The sequence below is a fragment of the Cobetia sp. 5-11-6-3 genome, from assembly GCF_013374055.1.
Lineage (GTDB): Bacteria > Pseudomonadota > Gammaproteobacteria > Pseudomonadales > Halomonadaceae > Cobetia > Cobetia marina.
Window position 1 is genome coordinate 208,430 of the sequence record NZ_BLWJ01000003.1, and the last position, 16,790, is coordinate 225,219.

General features: G+C 63.1%; 18 protein-coding genes. 3 read left to right on the plus strand and 15 right to left on the minus strand.

The annotated features are described in order from the left end of the window. Positions 1 to 117: 117 nt before the first annotated feature. Entirely contained in the window at positions 118 to 1,494 is a 1,377-nt protein-coding gene (locus HXS66_RS06765) for a DUF2254 domain-containing protein (protein WP_127734649.1), read from the plus strand. Between the two features lie 131 nt (positions 1,495 to 1,625). Here HXS66_RS06765 and HXS66_RS06770 read toward each other — a convergent pair whose 3' ends face one another. The 14 genes from HXS66_RS06770 to ftsB all read right to left on the minus strand — a co-directional run bounded on the left by HXS66_RS06770 (position 1,626) and on the right by ftsB (position 14,806). Continuing rightward, positions 1,626 to 1,787, minus strand: a complete 162-nt coding sequence (locus tag HXS66_RS06770; RefSeq protein ID WP_084208047.1) for a DUF1328 domain-containing protein — start codon at positions 1,785 to 1,787, stop codon at positions 1,626 to 1,628. A gap of 472 nt (positions 1,788 to 2,259) precedes the next feature. Next, the gene (locus HXS66_RS06775; protein ID WP_136938776.1) at positions 2,260 to 2,643 is read right to left on the minus strand and encodes a hypothetical protein; all 384 of its coding nucleotides are present in this window, start codon (positions 2,641 to 2,643) and stop codon (positions 2,260 to 2,262) included. A gap of 8 nt (positions 2,644 to 2,651) precedes the next feature. Then, positions 2,652 to 3,569 carry an LpxL/LpxP family Kdo(2)-lipid IV(A) lauroyl/palmitoleoyl acyltransferase gene (lpxL, locus tag HXS66_RS06780; RefSeq protein ID WP_077375072.1) on the minus strand — a complete coding sequence of 306 codons (918 nt, stop codon included), beginning with the start codon at positions 3,567 to 3,569 and terminating at the stop codon, positions 2,652 to 2,654. Positions 3,570 to 3,629: 60 nt separating this feature from the next. Continuing rightward, positions 3,630 to 4,763 carry an alanine racemase gene (gene alr, locus HXS66_RS06785; RefSeq protein WP_176503139.1) on the minus strand — a complete coding sequence of 378 codons (1,134 nt, stop codon included), beginning with the start codon at positions 4,761 to 4,763 and terminating at the stop codon, positions 3,630 to 3,632. A 376-nt stretch (positions 4,764 to 5,139) separates the two neighbouring features. Further along, the gene (locus tag HXS66_RS06790) at positions 5,140 to 6,510 is read right to left on the minus strand and encodes a TolC family outer membrane protein (protein WP_077375077.1); all 1,371 of its coding nucleotides are present in this window, start codon (positions 6,508 to 6,510) and stop codon (positions 5,140 to 5,142) included. Between the two features lie 434 nt (positions 6,511 to 6,944). Beyond that, positions 6,945 to 7,919: an RNA polymerase sigma factor RpoS gene (gene rpoS / locus HXS66_RS06795; RefSeq protein WP_176503140.1), complete on the minus strand. Its 975-nt coding sequence runs from the start codon at positions 7,917 to 7,919 to the stop codon at positions 6,945 to 6,947. A gap of 61 nt (positions 7,920 to 7,980) precedes the next feature. Then, positions 7,981 to 9,228 carry a peptidoglycan DD-metalloendopeptidase family protein gene (locus HXS66_RS06800; protein WP_255303134.1) on the minus strand — a complete coding sequence of 416 codons (1,248 nt, stop codon included), beginning with the start codon at positions 9,226 to 9,228 and terminating at the stop codon, positions 7,981 to 7,983. After that, a complete protein-coding gene (locus HXS66_RS06805; RefSeq protein WP_240499669.1) occupies positions 9,221 to 10,174 on the minus strand; it encodes a DUF368 domain-containing protein in 954 nt (317 codons plus the stop codon). The genes HXS66_RS06800 and HXS66_RS06805 overlap by 8 nt, the downstream gene beginning before the upstream one ends. Next, positions 10,171 to 10,905, minus strand: a complete 735-nt coding sequence (locus HXS66_RS06810) for a protein-L-isoaspartate(D-aspartate) O-methyltransferase (RefSeq protein ID WP_136938952.1) — start codon at positions 10,903 to 10,905, stop codon at positions 10,171 to 10,173. The genes HXS66_RS06805 and HXS66_RS06810 overlap by 4 nt, the downstream gene beginning before the upstream one ends. Positions 10,906 to 11,099: 194 nt before the next feature. Further along, positions 11,100 to 11,846, minus strand: coding sequence for a 5'/3'-nucleotidase SurE (gene surE / locus HXS66_RS06815; protein WP_136938778.1), 747 nt, complete (start codon positions 11,844 to 11,846; stop codon positions 11,100 to 11,102). Between the two features lie 58 nt (positions 11,847 to 11,904). Further along, positions 11,905 to 13,080 carry a tRNA pseudouridine(13) synthase TruD gene (gene truD / locus HXS66_RS06820; RefSeq protein ID WP_308457330.1) on the minus strand — a complete coding sequence of 392 codons (1,176 nt, stop codon included), beginning with the start codon at positions 13,078 to 13,080 and terminating at the stop codon, positions 11,905 to 11,907. After that, positions 13,073 to 13,579 carry a 2-C-methyl-D-erythritol 2,4-cyclodiphosphate synthase gene (ispF, locus tag HXS66_RS06825; RefSeq protein ID WP_169477230.1) on the minus strand — a complete coding sequence of 169 codons (507 nt, stop codon included), beginning with the start codon at positions 13,577 to 13,579 and terminating at the stop codon, positions 13,073 to 13,075. Before ispF ends, truD begins: the two co-directional genes overlap by 8 nt. A gap of 73 nt (positions 13,580 to 13,652) precedes the next feature. After that, positions 13,653 to 14,435, minus strand: coding sequence for a 2-C-methyl-D-erythritol 4-phosphate cytidylyltransferase (ispD, locus tag HXS66_RS06830; RefSeq protein ID WP_176503141.1), 783 nt, complete (start codon positions 14,433 to 14,435; stop codon positions 13,653 to 13,655). After that, positions 14,432 to 14,806, minus strand: coding sequence for a cell division protein FtsB (gene ftsB, locus HXS66_RS06835; protein ID WP_077375092.1), 375 nt, complete (start codon positions 14,804 to 14,806; stop codon positions 14,432 to 14,434). The genes ispD and ftsB overlap by 4 nt, the downstream gene beginning before the upstream one ends. A gap of 160 nt (positions 14,807 to 14,966) precedes the next feature. Between ftsB and HXS66_RS06840 the strand changes: the two genes are divergently transcribed. Next, positions 14,967 to 15,278 carry an NGG1p interacting factor NIF3 gene (locus HXS66_RS06840; RefSeq protein WP_077375094.1) on the plus strand — a complete coding sequence of 104 codons (312 nt, stop codon included), beginning with the start codon at positions 14,967 to 14,969 and terminating at the stop codon, positions 15,276 to 15,278. Positions 15,279 to 15,350: 72 nt separating this feature from the next. On the opposite strand, the gene HXS66_RS06845 is transcribed toward HXS66_RS06840, so the two are convergent. Next, entirely contained in the window at positions 15,351 to 15,935 is a 585-nt protein-coding gene (locus tag HXS66_RS06845) for an NUDIX hydrolase (RefSeq protein ID WP_084208042.1), read from the minus strand. 140 nt (positions 15,936 to 16,075) lie between these two features. Here HXS66_RS06845 and HXS66_RS06850 point away from each other — a divergent pair, with 140 nt between their 5' ends. After that, positions 16,076 to 16,705 carry a CoA pyrophosphatase gene (locus HXS66_RS06850; RefSeq protein WP_176503142.1) on the plus strand — a complete coding sequence of 210 codons (630 nt, stop codon included), beginning with the start codon at positions 16,076 to 16,078 and terminating at the stop codon, positions 16,703 to 16,705. Positions 16,706 to 16,790 lie beyond the last annotated feature (85 nt).

Consider the following 16,790-nt stretch of genomic DNA (forward strand, 5'->3'; position numbering starts at 1 on the left):
CGCCTCTGGCACTTGCAGTCAGGCCGAACACGGGAGATAACGGGGCGAATGCTTGCCGTCACTCACGGCCGTCCGTCGCACACGCCGTCGCGCCACTCACAGGATCAGGAATTGCCCATGAATCGCTGGCTGCAACAGCCGCTGATGTGGTTACGCACCTTCACCACCAGCATCGCCTATCTGCCAAGCCTGCTGGCGACGCTCTATATCCTGCTTGGCTTGATCTCGGTGCTGCCTTCCGGCCTCCCCGAGCCACATGAACTGCCAGCCAGCGAGATGCTGAATGCCCTGACCTTCAAGGAGCACGACACGCCGCGCACCCTGCTGGCGGCACTGGTCGGCGGGCTCATTTCGCTGATGGTCTTCAGTTTCACCATGGTGATGAGCGTGCTGACCCAGGCGGGCGCACAGTTCTCCCACAAGCTGCTGCTGGGGCTGGTGACCGAGCGTCACCATCAGCTGGTGCTGGGACATTATCTGGGCAGTCTGCTGTTCCTGCTCATCAACCTGATGGTACCCAATACCGGCGATTCGCCAACGCTATGGCGCTCCATCGCGGTCTATCTGGGCGTGTTGATGATGGTCAATTGCCTGGGGATGTTCATCTACTTCATCCATCAGGCATCACAGTCCGTGCAGATCAATGCCGTGGCTCGCCGCCTGTCCGGGCGCACGCGGGTCTCGCTTGAACGACTGCGAGAGCGCAATCGCCACGACGGTTTCGGCGAGCGCCAGATCACTCGCGACACGTCACGCTGCCAGCTGCTGAGAGCAAAGCGACGCGGCTATGTGCAGCAGGTCGATTTCGCGGCCCTTCGCCAGCTGGCCATCGACCACGACATGATCGTGCACCTGGACTTCGCGCTCGGGGCCTTCATCGTCAGTGGCATGCCGCTGATGCGCATCGAATGGCCTGCGGGCCTGCCCGAAGGCGTCTCGGCGGGTGATGAGCTCGATGAGCACCATCAGGCAGGACTGATCAAGAAGCTGCGCGCGGCACTGGGCTATCTGGATGGGGAATCCGTCGATGACCTTCACGAGCACGGCCTGACCCAGCTGATGGAAGTCGCCATCAAGGCGCTGTCCCCCGGCATCAATGATCCGGGCACCGCACGCCTGTGCCTGCATCAACTCACCGAACTGCTCAGTGAGCGCATGCAGCTGCCCCTGTGCAACTGCTGCGTGGATGAGGAAGATCACATACGGGTCAGCTGGGAGATGGAGAGCTTCGACAGTCTGCTCTACCGCAGCATCTCCCCCATCCTGCACTATGGTCGTGATGACCTCTCGATCTGTCTGGCGCTGCTCTCGCTGCTCAAGACACTGTCACTGCTGGGCAGCGATGACGCGCAACTGGCATTGCTGCAACAACATGCCGACAAGGTGGTGGAGGCCATCCTTGCCCAGGCACAGTTCGAGGTGGACAGGCGCTTCATCGAGCAGGGCCTCAAGGCCGGGCATCATCGTCTGACGCTGCCAGGTACCCCGTGGTGACGTGCTGGCCTGATGACTTGATTACTTGATGGCTTGCTGACCTGCAGGCCTGATGGCCTGATGAACACGCAAACGCCCGCAGCGGTCGCTACCGTCTGCGGGCGTTTGCGTCGTGATGAAAGCCGTCCGTATCAGGGCTTGCGACGCCCCTTGAAGAACGACACCAGGAACAGCACCAGGAAGACGACGAACAGTACCTTGGCGATGGTGGCCGCAGTACCTGCGATACCGCCAAAGCCGAGTACGGCGGCAATCACGGCAACGATCAGAAAGATGATGGCATAGTTGAGCATGGCAATTCCTTATGTCATGGAGAACCGGTAGTGGGCGACGACCGCAGCGGCACGACGACTGCCTCTGCATGTGGCGTCTCATTCGACGCGCTCGCCCTTCGCTCATCAGGTGTGGCAGCTGACATGATTGCCAGAGGGCGGAGTCACGACAGACCGCTTGATCACCTTGTCCATGTGAAGATGGTAATCAATACAAGTAAAGTCAAGGCCATGTCTCGAATCGGTAAAAGATTTTCCCGCGCGGGTTGAAAGCCTCCCTCATCATCCGCAGGTCTATTTTCAGGCACACGGCAGGCGGCATCCGGTTGGCCGCACGCATGCAGCTCGGACAAGTGGCGCTGCTTGTCGGGTGCCGCCTGATCTCCATCGAAAACGCCCCGCCAGGAAATTCCTGGCGGGGCGTTTTCGATGATGCCCATGCGTGTCGCGTCACGGCAGATCTCGTCGGCTCACACATGGGCTCAAGTGACGTTTACAGCGCCGCGATCATGGCCTCGGCATAGGCGATGAGCTCCGGCTCGCTCATGACCTCGACCCGATTCAGGCCACTGTCCACGCTGGCAGGCCGCCCTTCCTTCACCAGCAGCGTACGCGGATAGCCCGCCCCACCGATGCGCTCGCTCAGCTGCGCATGTGCCTCACTCAGATAGACTCCGCGAGTCTCCTGCACGCACAGGGTCACCAGCGGCAGACCACCTCGCGCCAGGGCCGCCTCGAAGGCCGGCAGCGCCGGACGCTGACGCACGGTGCAGTCCGGGCACCACTGCGCAATCTGATTGAGGACGAAGGTATCGCCGGCCGCCAGGCGTGCTTCGACATCGGCCAGAGTGGCGAGAGAAGACGTGTCATTGCTCATGGTTCACCTCAATACAGGGACGGATCGGATTTCTCTGGACGAGTCTTGAAACGGCGATGCAACCACAGGTACTGCTCGGGATGCTTGCGGATCGCCCCCTCGATGAAGGCATTGATGCGCGTGGCATCCGCGACATCATCGCCACTCGGGAAGTTGTCGAGTGCCGGGAGATACTCCAGCGTATAGGTACGATTGTCCGGATTGCGATGGAACATCAAGGGCATCACCGGCGCCCCTGTCATGCGGGCGATCTTGGCCGTCAGCTTGATGGAGGCGGCATCGATACCGAAGAACGGCGCGAAGACGCTGACGTCCCGACCGAAATCCTGATCCGGCGAATACCACACGCCATGCCCGCTCTTGATGCGGCGCACCACACCCCGCAGGTCATGACGGTCGATGGCGGTGCCGAAAATGCCATTGCGCGCGCGCGTCATGAAACGCTCGAACAGCGGGTTGTCATGCGGGCGATAGACGACATCGGCCGGGAAGAACAGCGAGTGCAGTGCGCCACCGAGATCCAGTGTCGAGAAATGGATGCCCACGATGAGCGCGCCCTTGCCCTGCGCCATGGCGCGCTCCATGTGCTCCTGACCCTTGAAGGTCACGCGGTCGCGCATGTGCTCCGGGTCTCGACACCACCCGGTGGCGGTCTCGAAGATGCCGATGCCGTTGGCATGGAAGGTCTTGCGTACCTGACGCGCACGCTCCGCTTCGCTCCATTCGGGGAAGCACAGCTTGAGATTGGTGTCCGTGATATGGCGACGACGCTTGCCGAAACGCCATGCCAGCTCACCGATGCCGCGCCCCAGCCACAGCTTGGCGCACCAGGGCAGGAAGGCCGAGGCCTTCATGGCCCCGATTCCCAGCCAGGCCGGCCAGTAACGGGGATGCGCAAAACTCTCGGGGTAGGTCTTCTTGGCCATGACTCTCTCGTTCAACGGGCAACGGCGGCCATTGTAGACCGCCCGAGCCCTGCCGTCAGGTCAGGCGCACGTATCCACTGCCTGAGAGGCCATCGGGTCCGCCTCGCGTGCCTGACCACCGTGATAATGCTTGGGAACACGCGGCAGGATCCCTGTCAGCAGGGTATAGCTGATGGTGTCACAACTGGCGGCCACGCGATTGACCTCCAACCCTTCGCCCCACAGCACCACGCGAGAACCGACGCCCGCTTCCGGCAGGTCGGTGATATCCACCGTCAGCATGTCCATCGACACCTTGCCGGCCAGTACGGTCTCCTGGCCATCGACCAGTACGGGTGTCCCGTCCACCGCATGGCGATCGTAGCCATCCCCATAGCCACAGGCGACGACACCGATACGTGTCGGACGCGTCGCCACGAAACGTCCGGCATAGCCCACCGGCTCGCCGATGGCGATCTCGCGTACGGCAATGATGGCGGAAGACAGGGTCATCACCGGCTTCAGACGGCGGCTGGCATCATTGGCCCCTTCCAACGGGTCCGCGCCGTACAGCATGATGCCGGGACGATTCCAGGCGGCATGCGATTGCGGCCAGGCAAGCGTCGCCGGGGAGTTGGCCAGACAGAGTGGCAGGGCAAGCTCAGCGGCCAGCGCTTCCACTGCCGCCATCTGATGCTGGAAATAATCGGGCGTCAGGCTATCGGCCGTAGCGAAATGCGTCATCAGGTGAAGGTCCTGCGCCTTGCCACTCGCCACCAGGCGTTTCTTGACCGCCCTGGCCTGCTCGGCATCGAAGCCAAGACGATGCATGCCGGAATCGAACTTGATCCAGCAGGATATCGGCCCGGGGAGCGTTGCCGCCTCCAGGGCGGCCAGCTGCCATTCACTGTGGATGGCACACCAGAAGTCATGCTGCGCCGCCAGCTGGTATTCCGATGCCTCGAAGACACCTTCGAGCAATACCACCGGGTGCGTGATACCGCCTTCCCGCAGCGCGAGCGCTTCTTCGATGGTCGCGACGGCAAATGCCGGTGCCAGATCTGCCAACGCACGGGCACATGCCACGGCCCCGTGGCCATAGGCGTCTGCCTTGATCACGGCGAGCGAGCGGGAATTCGGCGCCAGCTCACAGGCCAGCTGATAATTGTGGCGCAGGGCATCCAGATCAATATCAGCACGCAACGGGCGGGACATGAGGCAACTCCAGACAATGAGAAAGAGGGACAGACACGACGAATCACGCACGGGTGACGCAGCAAGTTGGGACCTGCCAACGAGCGAGCAAGGCACGCACCATGAAAAGGAGGCGGCCAACCGGAGCAGGCGTTCTCCAGCCATCAATTATTTTCCATCATCGCGCCAAGGTCACGGTGAAAACCACCAAACATCAAGCCAACTTCTTGACGTTATCTCTGGTTTTCATCAAATCAATGGCATATTCCTCCAGACAAGCATCACAGCTGTTGTCATTCACGCTTCACGGCGAGATTTCTGCCCCCCGATACGCGAACACCCCCACCGGCAATGGCCGATGGGGGTGTCAGGAGAAGCCGGTCAGGCCAGTATCAGATCACTGGGCCGGGCCATCCAGCTCGGTGTCGTCTTCGTCCTGCAGAACCAGTGATACCTGACGATCGCGCTTGAGGCTCTCGTTCAGATCGCGCACGGTGTTGACGTCGATGATGCCCGCCGCCTGGCGCAGGTTTAGCAGATCCAGCACGTAGGTGTAACGCGAGGAGGCATAGTCCGCCAGGGCCTGATAGAGCGCCTGCTCGGCATCCAGCACATCGACGATGTTACGGGTACCGACTTCATACCCCGAGCGCGTGGCTTCCAGCGCGCTGCGGCTGGAGACGATGGCCTGCTTGCGCGCCTTGACCGTCAGGACGTCGCTGCGGACCTGACTGTAGAGCGAACGCACGCTCTGGGTGGTGGAACGCTGCTGGTCCAGCAGGTCGTACTGGCTCTGCTCCAGCAGGTGCGTGCTCTGGCGTACCTGCGCGGATGTGCGACCACCGGTATAGATCGGCAATGACGCCTGGATACCGATCTGGTTGTATTCCTGATATCCCCCGGAGGATGCGACGTCGGTTTCATCATAGGAGTAGGTCGCGAAGGCACCGACTTCCGGCAGATGACCGGCACGCGAGGTCTTGACGTCACCCTTGGCGACATCGACACCCTTCTGCGCGGCACCGATCAAGGGATTGTTGACCAACGCCATCTCGACCCACTTGCCACGACTGGCGGGCACCGGCGCTTCGATGGCGAGATCCTCTTCCAGCCCATCGATGGAATCGTATTGCTGGCCGGTCAATTGCTGAAGTGCCTCGAAGCTGACCTGCAGGTCGGCTTCCGCGGCAATCCGCTGGGCGCGTGCGTCATCAAAGGACGCTCTGGCCTCCTGGACATCGGTGATCGCGATCAGCCCGACCTCGAACTGCTGATTGGCCTGATCCAGCTGACGGGAAAAGGCCTTCTCCTGCGCGATGCGCGCATCCAGCACATCCCGGTTGTTGAGGATGGTGAAGTATGCGGAAGCCACATCGTACAACAGCTGCTGCTGATCGGAATCCAGCAGCAGTTTCTGCTGCTCGGTACTGTCCTTGCTGGTCGCCAGCTCATACCAGTCGGCAGCGTCGAACAGCTGCTGATTCACGTTGAGCACGATGTTGCTGTCGGTGTAATCCCCTTCCACACCGCTCTGGGAATTGCCCGTGACATCGGTGCGTGACACGGTGCCGGTGGCCGAGATCTGTGGCAGCAGATCCGAAAGCTCGATCCGCTCGTTGTCCTCGACGCTCTGATACAGAGAGCGAGAGGACGACAGGCTGGCATTGTGGGTCAGCGCATCACGGGTAATGTCGAGCAGATCGGCAGCCTGGGCCTGGGTCGCGAAACCCATCGCCAGCACCAGAGGCAGTATGCGTATGTTGGCCATGTATGCGTATTCCTGATCGGTAACAGTCAGTCGTGACCTGCATGATGCGCCAAAGGCACCAAGGCAAGGGGAGATAAGGTCGTTTCACGGGCCGGCTGATGACGGCATCAGCCCCTTCGGGGGCGGGTCGTGGAAAAAGGACTCAGTCTAATCGTCGCCTTGCAAGGCGTCCAGTTAGTTGGCTAACTTCATTTGCCTTACAGCGTTTCCACCCCAGCAACAATGCAACACGGCCCCGGTGTCGAATCATATGCACCGTCATCTTTCTGCCAACCCCATAGCCTGCCAAACCAATGCTCAGAAAATATGAAAACGGCCCGCCCGCAAGCGGGGGGCCGTTTTCATGTCGTGTTGCGTCCACTATCCAGCAGGATGTCACGGATATCGGGCCAGACGATGACAGCTGCCAGCCCTGACGATGACATGTCAGCGAATCATTCGAAGATGGATTCCAGCGACAGGCCCTGTTTCTCGAGCATGCGACGCAGTTTCTTGAGCGCCTCGACCTGAATCTGACGCACTCGCTCACGCGTCAGACCGATCTCCTCGCCGACCTCCTCCAGCGTGGCGGCTTCGTGACCCCGCAGCCCGAAGCGGCGTACCACCACTTCCATCTGCTTGTCGGTCAGCTCCGCCAGCCACTCATCGACATGTGCCTTGACGTCGACATCGACCAGACTGGACTCGGGGCTGGTGTCATTCTCATCGGCGATCGTCTCGATCAACGGCTTGTCGCTCTCGCCGCCCATCGGATAGTCCACCGAGGACACTCGTTCATTGAGCCCCAGCATCTTCTTGACCGTCTCCACCGGCTTGTCGAGGAAATCGGCGATTTCCTCGGCCGTCGCCTCGTGATCAAGCTTCTGCGTCAACTGGCGAGCAGCGCGCAGATAGATGTTGAGCTCCTTCACGACATGAATCGGCAACCGGATGGTGCGCGTCTGATTCATCAACGCGCGCTCGATGGTCTGACGGATCCACCAGGTGGCGTAGGTCGAGAAGCGGAAACCGCGCTCGGGGTCGAATTTCTCCACCGCGCGTATCAGGCCCAGATTGCCCTCCTCGATCAGGTCGAGCAGTGACAATCCGCGATTCAGATAGCGCCGTGCGATCTTGACCACCAGACGCAGGTTGGATTCGATCATGCGCTGCCGGCCGGCAGGGTCTCCCGCCTGCGCCAGTCGCCCGAAATAGACTTCCTCTTCGGGTTTGAGCAATGGCGAGAAGCCGATCTCGTTGAGGTAGATCTGCGTTGCATCCAGGCTCTGGTAGTGCTTGCGCTCTTCACGGTTCAGGGCGCGTTCGAATGCCGCCTCTTCCGCTTCAGCCTCAAGCGTATCGTCTTCGTCGACATCATCGAGGGACAGCTCCACCTCGGCCTGATCGATATCCTTTTCCAGCATGCTCATGTCGATACCCCGTTGTCTCTGGTCTGGTGCCAGGAACTTCTTGTTGTGGCAGCGGTGGACGTCAGCGCTTGGGCAGGAACTTCAAGGGATCCTTCGGCTGCCCATCCTCGCGGATCTCGAAATGCAGCTGCGCACGTTCGGCGTCAGTGGCTCCCAGAGTGGCGATTACCTGTCCGGCCTCGACAACATCATTCTCCGAGACGCGGAGGCTGTCGTTGTGGGCGTAGGCACTCAGATAACGGTCATTGTGCTTGAGGATGATGAGGTTGCCGTAACCGCGCACTCCACTCCCCGCGTAGACCACAATCCCCGGCCCTGCTGCCTTGACAGGTTGCCCCTTTTGACCAGCGATATCAATGCCGCCCGTCACACTCTCGGACTCACCGAATTTGCCGATGATCTCGCCTTGCGTAGGCCACTGCCAGTCAACGTTTTTTACCGGCACATAGGTTTTCTTGGCCGGTGCCGCCTCGGGTGTGGCGCCCGCAACGTTGGTGCCCTTTTCAACCTTGTCGGAGGCACTTTTCACGTTTGCCGCCGCCTTGTCACGCTCGGCCTTGGCCGCTGCCAGCTGCTCGGCCTTCTCGCGATCCGCCGTCTCCTGCGCCGCCTTGCGAGCAGCAGCCTCGGCCTCACTCGCCCTGGCCTGGGCATTGCTGCCGGCACTCTCCAGTGTCTCACCGGCTCGGGAGGCTTCGTCCGCGGCCTGTGCACGCGCAGACTCCGCCAGCGCCTCTTCACTGCCTTCCTGATACACGGGCCCCGGGCCGACGCCCGCAGCAGCGGCCGCGCCCGTGGCAGCCGCCGCAACGCCGCCACCACCGGTGGTCAGGGACTGCGCCTGGGAAGCACGCTGCTTCTGCTGAGCAATGGCCGACTCATCCGGAGCCAGCCAGTCCGGCACCTCGCCGCCGCTGGCGATGGCGTCATCGCTGCCGCCAAGCCCGGTCGCCACCACGCCCGTGCCTGATGCCGACCCCGATGCCGTGCCGGCCGTACGGGAGTTGCCGGCATTCGCGGGCAACGGTGCCTGAGGGTCGAGGCGCAGAGTCTGCCCGGGCTGCAAGGTGTAGGGCGGGCGCAGGCCATTCATGCGCGCCACGTCACGGAAGTCCTGGCCACTCTGCCAGGCGATGCCATAGAGCGTGTCACCGCGCTGGACCGTATAGCTGTCTGCAGTGATGCGTGTCGTGCCACCACTGAGATCCTGGATCTGCGGACGCGTCGTGGCGGTACTGCACGCCGTCAGAGCGCCCAGCGCCAGACCCGCCAGCGCCAGCTTGAATCCCTTGTCCATCATGTCAGGCATGTTCCTGCTCCTTGCGGGAATCACTGGAAGAATCATCCGGTCCTGAGCGCTCACCCGCGAACCAGACCAGCAGGATACCTGCCAGCATCAGGGCAAGCGCCGCCCACAACTGGGCAGGCTCACCTGTCACGCTGGTATAGGTCTCCGGCATCATGAATTGATAATCTAGCGGTACCTGCTCCCCCTTGGGCCCCAGTCGATAATCGGTGATCGTGCGCCAGGGCCACAGCACCGGCAGCGAGCCGAGGATGAAGCCGACCAGCAGCATCAGTGTCGCGGTGTGATGGTGACGAAACAACCATGACAGTACACGCGAGAAGGTGAACAGTCCGATGGCGCAGCCACTTCCGAACAACAGGATCAGCGTCAGATCGAAGCTCTTGATACCTGTCATCACGGTGCCATAGAGGCCCATGGTCAACAGCAGGAAGCTGCCGGAAACGCCCGGCAGCAACATGGCACTGATGGCGATGGCCCCCCCGGCGACGATGACCCAGGGCGCATCAGTGCCCGCTGGCAGAAGGCTGGGCAGCTGACTGGCCAGTACCAGCCCCAGCACCAGCCACACCAGATACCCGACCCTGAAGCCGGTAATGCGCCGCGCCACGACCACACCGGAACACACCACCAGACCGAAGAAGAAGGCATTGAGCAGCAGCGGCTGCGCCTCCATCAGCCAGGTGACGAGGTGCGCCACGCTGATCAGGCTGGCGAGAATGCCGGCGGCAAGCGGTAGCAAGAACGCCAGATTCAAGTGCTGCCACAACGCCTTGACGCCCTGTTGACGCCAGACACCGATGGCGGAAGGTCCGAAGCGCTTGATGGTTTCGATCAATTCTTCATAGATGCCCGTCACGAAGGCTATCGTGCCTCCCGAGACGCCGGGCACGGCATCGGCAGCGCCCATGCCCGCCCCCTTGAAGAACACGCTCAATGCTCGTTTCACCTGATCACTCCCTCGAGCAACGGCACGAAGCGCACAGCCTCGAGCCGCTGAATATCCTGAGTGTCGCCGACGTGGCGCACTCGTGTCAGCCATTGACGATCACTGCCGTCTTCCGCCAATGGCACGATCATCACTCCCTCCGGTGCCAGCTGCTGGAGCAATGCCTGCGGCAAGTGCGAGGCACATGCCGTCACCACCACCAGATCAAACCCCGGCAGGGTCACCGACTCCTGGACGGCCGTCTCACGCGCCGTGGTCTGCCAGCCGTGCCCGCCATCGGCGTGACGCAGCTGGACATTGTCCAGCCCGAACCACTCAAGCCGCTGCCGGGCACGCAGATGCAACAAGGCGATGCGCTCCAGCGAGGCCACCTGACCGAACAGCCGCGCCAGCAGCAGGGTCTGGTAGCCCGAACCGGTGCCGACCTCCAGCACCCGACACTGCTCGCGCGGGCGCGGTGCCGAGGCCAGAGCCAGCTCCGTCATGCGGGCATGCATGTAGGGCTGCGACAATGTCTGCCCCTGCCCCAGCGGCAGGGCGGTATCCTCATAGGCGCGATGCGCAAGCGCCTCATCGAGAAACAGATGGCGCGGTTCCGCCGCCATCAGATCCAGTACCCGCTCGTCCTGGATGCCAGCCTCTTCCAGTCGCGTGACCATGCGATCACGCGTTCGTTGAGAAGTCATGCCGATACCGCTCAACTGCGCGGCATTCGGGCGCTCCAGGCGCATGGGCACCGGTGGCGATGAGGTTCGAGTGGCCGACGAATCCGCCATGGCTTGCCCACTCTCAGACTGCGCGGCGGGAAAACCGTTCTGATACACGTCCTTCATGACATCGAATTACATCCTGTCGACCGACGCGCCTGCGCCGGCTTGCTGATCGATCCCCGACACCCCTGACCGCCAGGCGGTGGCGCGCGAGGTCAACTCAGTGCTTCCAGCCACTGCTCCACATCCTGACGCGCCGCATGGGAGGTCAGGTCGGTCATCAACGGCGTGATGGACACATAGCCGGCCGCGATGGCCGCGAAATCGGTGTCCTCACCATCGTCGACTCCGTCCCCGGCCAGCGCGATCCAGTACCGGGTGCGCCCGCGAGGGTCCTGCACAGCGATCGGTGCGCCCGCCGGACCACGATGCCCCTGACGCGTGACGCGAAATCCGCGGATCTCGTGCCAGGGAACATCCGGCACATTGACGTTGAGCAGCGAACGCGGCGGCAAGGCCAGCGTCTCGGCCGCGCCGACCAGACTCGCCGCCACACGCCCTGCCGTCTCGAAATGGGTCTTGCCACACAGCGACATCGCGATCGCCGACATGCCCAGCGAGCGGCCTTCCATCGCCGCTGCCACAGTGCCGGAATACAGCACATCGTCTCCCAGGTTGGCACCGTGGTTGATGCCGGAGATCACGATATCCGGTTTCTCGTCCCAGACACCGTTGACCCCCAGATAGACGCAATCGGCAGGGGTGCCGTCGACACTGTAGAAACCGTTGTCCATCGCGGACAGCATCAGCGGGCGACTCAGGGTCAGGGAGTTGCTGGCACCCGAACGATCACGGTCCGGTGCCACCACGCGAATTCGCGCGTGATCACACAGCGCATCATGCAGGGCCTTGAGCCCGGGGGCATGTACCCCATCATCATTGGAAAGCAGAATCTTGCGCATCGTCTCACCTGTTCATGTTCATCGCGGTGTCATGTCGTGGCGCACGCTGGGCAGGCCGCTACAGCAGCGGGTGGGCAATCAGCTCACGCAACAGGCCGGTGGCGAAGCTGCCGCGCGGAAGATCGAAATGCAGCCACGCACTGGCCGCAGTCGCCTCGGCATCGGCCTGGGCCGGCGTGATGGCCCACTCCAGGCGAGCATTGGCAGGCATCAGGCGCAGTGGCCGACGCTCGGCCTTCACGCCAGCCTTCTCGAGGCCGTCACAGAGCTGGGGCCAGCTGGACGCCAGCACCTGCTCAAGCGCCGCGACCTGCGCATGGGACTCGCCACGGCCGGTGCCCCACAGCGGGCCCGTGGGGTGGATATCCCCGTCGGCAAGGCGCCGGGTCAGCGTCTCGACAGCTTCGCTGCCATCGGTGACGAAGCGCGATCCCGTCCCGTCGAGCGCGAACACCTCACCGCTCAACGCCGTCGCCCAGCAGCCAGCCTTGAGACGCGCGGCCAGCACTTCGTTGAACAGGAAGCTGCGCGCGGTGGACAGCAGCATGCCGCTGCGATCATCACGCTTGCGCCAGCCACGTATCAGTACGGCGCGTGCACGCCCCAGGTTATGCCCCTGGTGCCCGAAACGCTGCGGACCGAAATAGTTGGGCACCCCATCGCGTATCAATGTCTGCCAGCGAGTCTCGAAATCCGGATGGGCCACGGCCTCGCCGCTGACCCGCAGCGCAAAGCGATTGCCGCGATGCACGCCCCGCTTGAGCTTGCGCGGGTGCCGCACGCTGGCCAGCACGCGGGCCCCCTTCTCGGCCAATGCCTCACTCAGATGCTCAGGGGCTTCACGCCCCGGCAACCATACCGAGACCCACTGCTGGGTAATCGCCTGCTTGTCCTTGAGTCCCGCCACGCCGATGTCACGCGGTGCCACGTCACAAAGACCTGCCAGTTCGCGGCACAGCTCGTCAGTGGTCAGACCGCGCTTCTCGATCCAGAGCCACTGGTGCTCCCCGTGACCTTCGGGCACGAAGTCCATCAATTCCGTGACGCGAAAGTCTTCCGGCGTGTGTCGGAAGTCACCTGCGCCCAGCGGGCCGCCATGGGCATGCGGCCAGCGCTGCATCAGCTCGGCTTCCTTGACCCATGGCTCGCTGCCGGCGGCTTCCAGTGCCGTTCGCGCCGCGACAGACAGCGCATCGGACTCGGGCGGCTCAGACATGGCATTCACTTCAGACATGCTCGGCTCCACCCGCGGCGGGCAGCCTGCCAAGCACCGCCACGGCCTCGGCGGCGATGCCTTCCTTGCGACCGGTGAAACCGAGACGCTCGGTAGTGGTGGCCTTGACGTTGACGACCGCCACCGGCACACGCAGGTCCTCGGCGATCACCTCACGCATCGCCTGGATGTGCGGCGCCATCTTGGGGGCCTGCGCCATCACGGTGAGATCGACATTGCCGACCCCGAAACCAGCGGCATTGATCAGCCCGACGACGTGGCGCAGCAGGCCGCGACTGTCCGCCCCGGACCACTCGCTGTCGGTATCCGGGAAATGCTTGCCGATGTCGCCCATCCCGCAGGCCCCGAGCAGCGCATCGCACAACGCATGCAGCAATACATCGCCATCGGAATGCGCCACGAAGCCATGTTCGTAGGGGATCTTCACGCCGCCGATCATCAGATGATCGCCGTCGCCGAAACGGTGGACATCGAAGCCATGCCCGATGCGCAGTGACATCGGGACATGCCCGGAGGTCGCGGGGGAGGTCGTGGAACTCGAAGTGTCGGGGGTCACGGGATGATCCATCATGTCAGGCAGGTGTCCGGGGTCTGTCGGCGTGATCCTCGCGGGCCGCCAGCAACAGGCGCGCCATGGCGAGGTCTTCCGGATGGGTGATCTTGAGATTGTCGCGCGCCGCGGGCACCAGCACGGGGGATCGTCCACAGGCCTCGAGTGCCGATGCCTCATCGGTGATGCGCTCGGGCTGCTCCGCGAGGGCGGCACGCAGCGCCGTGCGCAACAGGCCCAGCGGAAATGCCTGGGGCGTGAAGGCATGCCACAGCCCTGTCCGGGATTCGGTATGCGCGATGCGCTGCGCTGAGCCCTCGGCACGTTCCACGCCATGGCTCAGTACAGCGGCCCGCTTCATGGTGTCACTGGCGGGAGCGGCCAGGATGGCGCCGTCATCACTCTCGCGTGCCGCCTCGACCAGCGCCTGGATGTCGCTCTCGCGGACACAGGGACGCGCCACATCGTGTACCAGCACGAGGTCATCATCACTCGCCACTCGGCTCAGACACTCGAGTCCCGCCAGCACGCTGTCGGCACGCTCGCTGCCACCATCGGCGCGCAGCCACTCCTGCCATGGCACCATCGTCGGCGTGAAATAGGCATCCTCCGCGCCCAGCACCAGACACAATCCGGCCTCGGGCAATGCGCGCCTGAGGGTGGTGAGGGTCGCCTCCAGGACACTGCCGCCGGGCGTCAGTTCCAGATACTGCTTGGGACGGTCAGCCTGCATGCGGCTGCCCACGCCTGCGGCGGGTACCAGATACCAGAGCCGCGGCGCCGGGGCATCATTCATGCGAGTCATGGGTTGAGCACCTTGGGCAGGCCCTCTTCCAGCCCCTTGCCTTCCAGCGCCCCTTCCGCCACTTCATCCGCGGACGAGACCTGGCGCTTGGGTACCTCGACGTTGGGCACCCACAGGAACTGCTCATCCTTGCGCACCATGCCGAGATCGTTGCGCGCACGCTCCTCGATGGCCGCCAGACCATTCTTGAGGTCGACCACTTCAGCGCCCAGGCGTTGATTGCGGTTGTCCAGCTGCGCCGCTTCCCTGGAGAGCTGCTGCACGCGGGCACGGATGTCGAACAATTCGGTGACGCCATTTTCGCCCCACCACAGCCGGTACTGGAGCAGAGCCAGCAGTAGCAGCAGTGAGATATTGATCCATTTGAGCATGGCAGTGTCCTTGGCCGTTGCAGCGGGCATTATGCCATCATCAGGGGACGCCGCGCAGGCTCTGCCACGCTTGACTGCGTCCTCGCCAGCGCACGTCATTCCCCGGGGCGATTGGCGCCCTGGCGCTCATCGCCCGTCACGTCCCTCAAGGAGGCCCACCATGTACAAACTGGCATTCTTCGTTCCACACGAAGCACTGGAAGGTGTCAAGGAAGCGCTTTTCGCCACGGGTGCCGGACGCATGGGCGACTACGAGGCCTGCTGCTTCGAGACGCGCGGCACGGGGCAGTTTCGTCCGCTGGCCGGTGCCAATCCGCATATCGGCGAACGCGGCACGCTGGAACGTGTCGAGGAGGTCAAGGTCGAGATGGTGTGTGAGGACGCGCTGATTCGCACGGCAGTGGCCGCACTGCGCGAGGCGCACCCCTACGAGGAAGTGCCGATTGACTGCTGGCGACTGGAAAGCTTCTGAAGGTGCGATGCCCACCCCGGTCACGCCGTCAAGCGACGGCAGGTCCCGGGGTGAAGCCTGACCACGGCCCGCTCAGTGCTTGGGTAGATGTGTCGTCTTGAAGAAGCGCTCGCGCGTCTCGAGATCGATCTGTTCCAGATGCAACGGGAATTCGCCTTCTCCCTGGCGGGCACGACGGTCCTCGAAATAGCGCCTCAGCGTCACTTCCATGGTCGGGAAGGCCAGTGACTGCCAGGGAATCTCCTCTTCGGCGAACAGCGCCACCTCGAGACTTTCGATACCCGCGGAGAAATCACTGGTCAATTCGGCGCGAAACAGCATGTAGACCTGATTGATGTGCGGCAGATCAATCAGGGTGTAGAGGCCCTGGAGGTTGACCTCGGCCCCCGCTTCCTCACGTGTCTCGCGGGCAGCGGCCTCACTGGTGGTCTCCGCGTTCTCCATGAAACCGGCCGGCAGTGTCCAGTACCCCAGGCGCGGCTCGATGGCGCGGCGACACAGCAGCACCTTGCCATCGCGTATCGGCAGGGTACCGGCGATGATGCGTGGGTTCTGATAATGGATGGTGCCGCAGCTATCACACAGGTAGCGCAGTCGATCATCTCCTTGTGGCACCGCCAGACGCACCGTCTCACCACAATGGCTGCAGTAGTTCATTCGCTCTCCCGTGAAACTCTTGAACGCCGATGCCCGGGCTCGGCTTCTGGAAATGGTGCCGCTGACTCGGCCGGCTGTCACCTCACATCTTGACCGCCTCACATCCCACGCAACAAGATGAAGGTCAACGAGGACCCGACATGCTAGAAGCTCTGCGCCAGCGCCTGCAATCCCATCACCCCCGTATCGTGAGCAACCACCAGCCACGCGCTGCGGTACTCATCGCGTTGATCGACCGCCCGGAACCGACGCTGCTGCTCACGCAACGCGCCAGTCACCTGAGTCAGCATGCCGGCCAGGTCGCCTTCCCCGGTGGCAAGGCGGAGCCGGAGGATATCAGTCTGCTGGCCACGGCGCTGCGTGAGGCCGAGGAGGAAGTGGCCCTGCCCTCCGGCGAAGTGGAGATATACGGGCAACTGAGCGATGTGATCTCGCTGCACGGCATGACCGTGACGCCTTTCGTGGGACGCATCGCTCCCGACCTGCCGCTGCGCGCCGACCCCGGCGAGATAGCGCATATCTTCGAGATGCCACTGAGCATGCTGCTGCGCGATGAACGCGCCCACACCGACGTCATCCGCGTGGGCGATGATACCTGGTACGTGCCCGGCTATCAGGTGGCCGGGCAGCTGCTGTGGGGGCTTTCCGCGATGATGCTGGTGGAGATGATGGCCATCGGGTTCGGACACACCATCAGCCTGTCCTCCCCGCCACCGCCCGGGGCTCCGTTGCGCCACCTGCCACCTCGCCCCCATGCACCACGGGCATGAGCCTCTGGCGTGATTGACGCATGTCTCGCGGGCTGAGGATTGCCAGGCCTTCACTCAAGGCATTGCGCCCCTGCGCGTGCTGCTC

Bases quoted from the DNA above. Each gene is read 5' to 3' on its own strand.
- HXS66_RS06765 (WP_127734649.1), top strand. From the start codon at position 118: ATGAATCGCTGGCTGCAACAGCCGCTGATGTGGTTACGCACCTTCACC.
- HXS66_RS06770 (WP_084208047.1), bottom strand. From the start codon at position 1,787: ATGCTCAACTATGCCATCATCTTTCTGATCGTTGCCGTGATTGCCGCC.
- HXS66_RS06775 (WP_136938776.1), bottom strand. From the start codon at position 2,643: ATGAGCAATGACACGTCTTCTCTCGCCACTCTGGCCGATGTCGAAGCA.
- lpxL (WP_077375072.1), bottom strand. From the start codon at position 3,569: ATGGCCAAGAAGACCTACCCCGAGAGTTTTGCGCATCCCCGTTACTGG.
- alr (WP_176503139.1), bottom strand. From the start codon at position 4,763: ATGTCCCGCCCGTTGCGTGCTGATATTGATCTGGATGCCCTGCGCCAC.
- HXS66_RS06790 (WP_077375077.1), bottom strand. From the start codon at position 6,510: ATGGCCAACATACGCATACTGCCTCTGGTGCTGGCGATGGGTTTCGCG.
- rpoS (WP_176503140.1), bottom strand. From the start codon at position 7,919: ATGAGCATGCTGGAAAAGGATATCGATCAGGCCGAGGTGGAGCTGTCC.
- HXS66_RS06800 (WP_255303134.1), bottom strand. From the start codon at position 9,228: ATGCCTGACATGATGGACAAGGGATTCAAGCTGGCGCTGGCGGGTCTG.
- HXS66_RS06810 (WP_136938952.1), bottom strand. From the start codon at position 10,905: ATGCGCCTGGAGCGCCCGAATGCCGCGCAGTTGAGCGGTATCGGCATG.
- surE (WP_136938778.1), bottom strand. From the start codon at position 11,846: ATGCGCAAGATTCTGCTTTCCAATGATGATGGGGTACATGCCCCCGGG.
- truD (WP_308457330.1), bottom strand. From the start codon at position 13,080: ATGTCTGAAGTGAATGCCATGTCTGAGCCGCCCGAGTCCGATGCGCTG.
- ispF (WP_169477230.1), bottom strand. From the start codon at position 13,579: ATGTCACTGCGCATCGGGCATGGCTTCGATGTCCACCGTTTCGGCGAC.
- ispD (WP_176503141.1), bottom strand. From the start codon at position 14,435: ATGACTCGCATGAATGATGCCCCGGCGCCGCGGCTCTGGTATCTGGTA.
- ftsB (WP_077375092.1), bottom strand. From the start codon at position 14,806: ATGCTCAAATGGATCAATATCTCACTGCTGCTACTGCTGGCTCTGCTC.
- HXS66_RS06840 (WP_077375094.1), top strand. From the start codon at position 14,967: ATGTACAAACTGGCATTCTTCGTTCCACACGAAGCACTGGAAGGTGTC.
- HXS66_RS06845 (WP_084208042.1), bottom strand. From the start codon at position 15,935: ATGAACTACTGCAGCCATTGTGGTGAGACGGTGCGTCTGGCGGTGCCA.
- HXS66_RS06850 (WP_176503142.1), top strand. From the start codon at position 16,076: ATGCTAGAAGCTCTGCGCCAGCGCCTGCAATCCCATCACCCCCGTATC.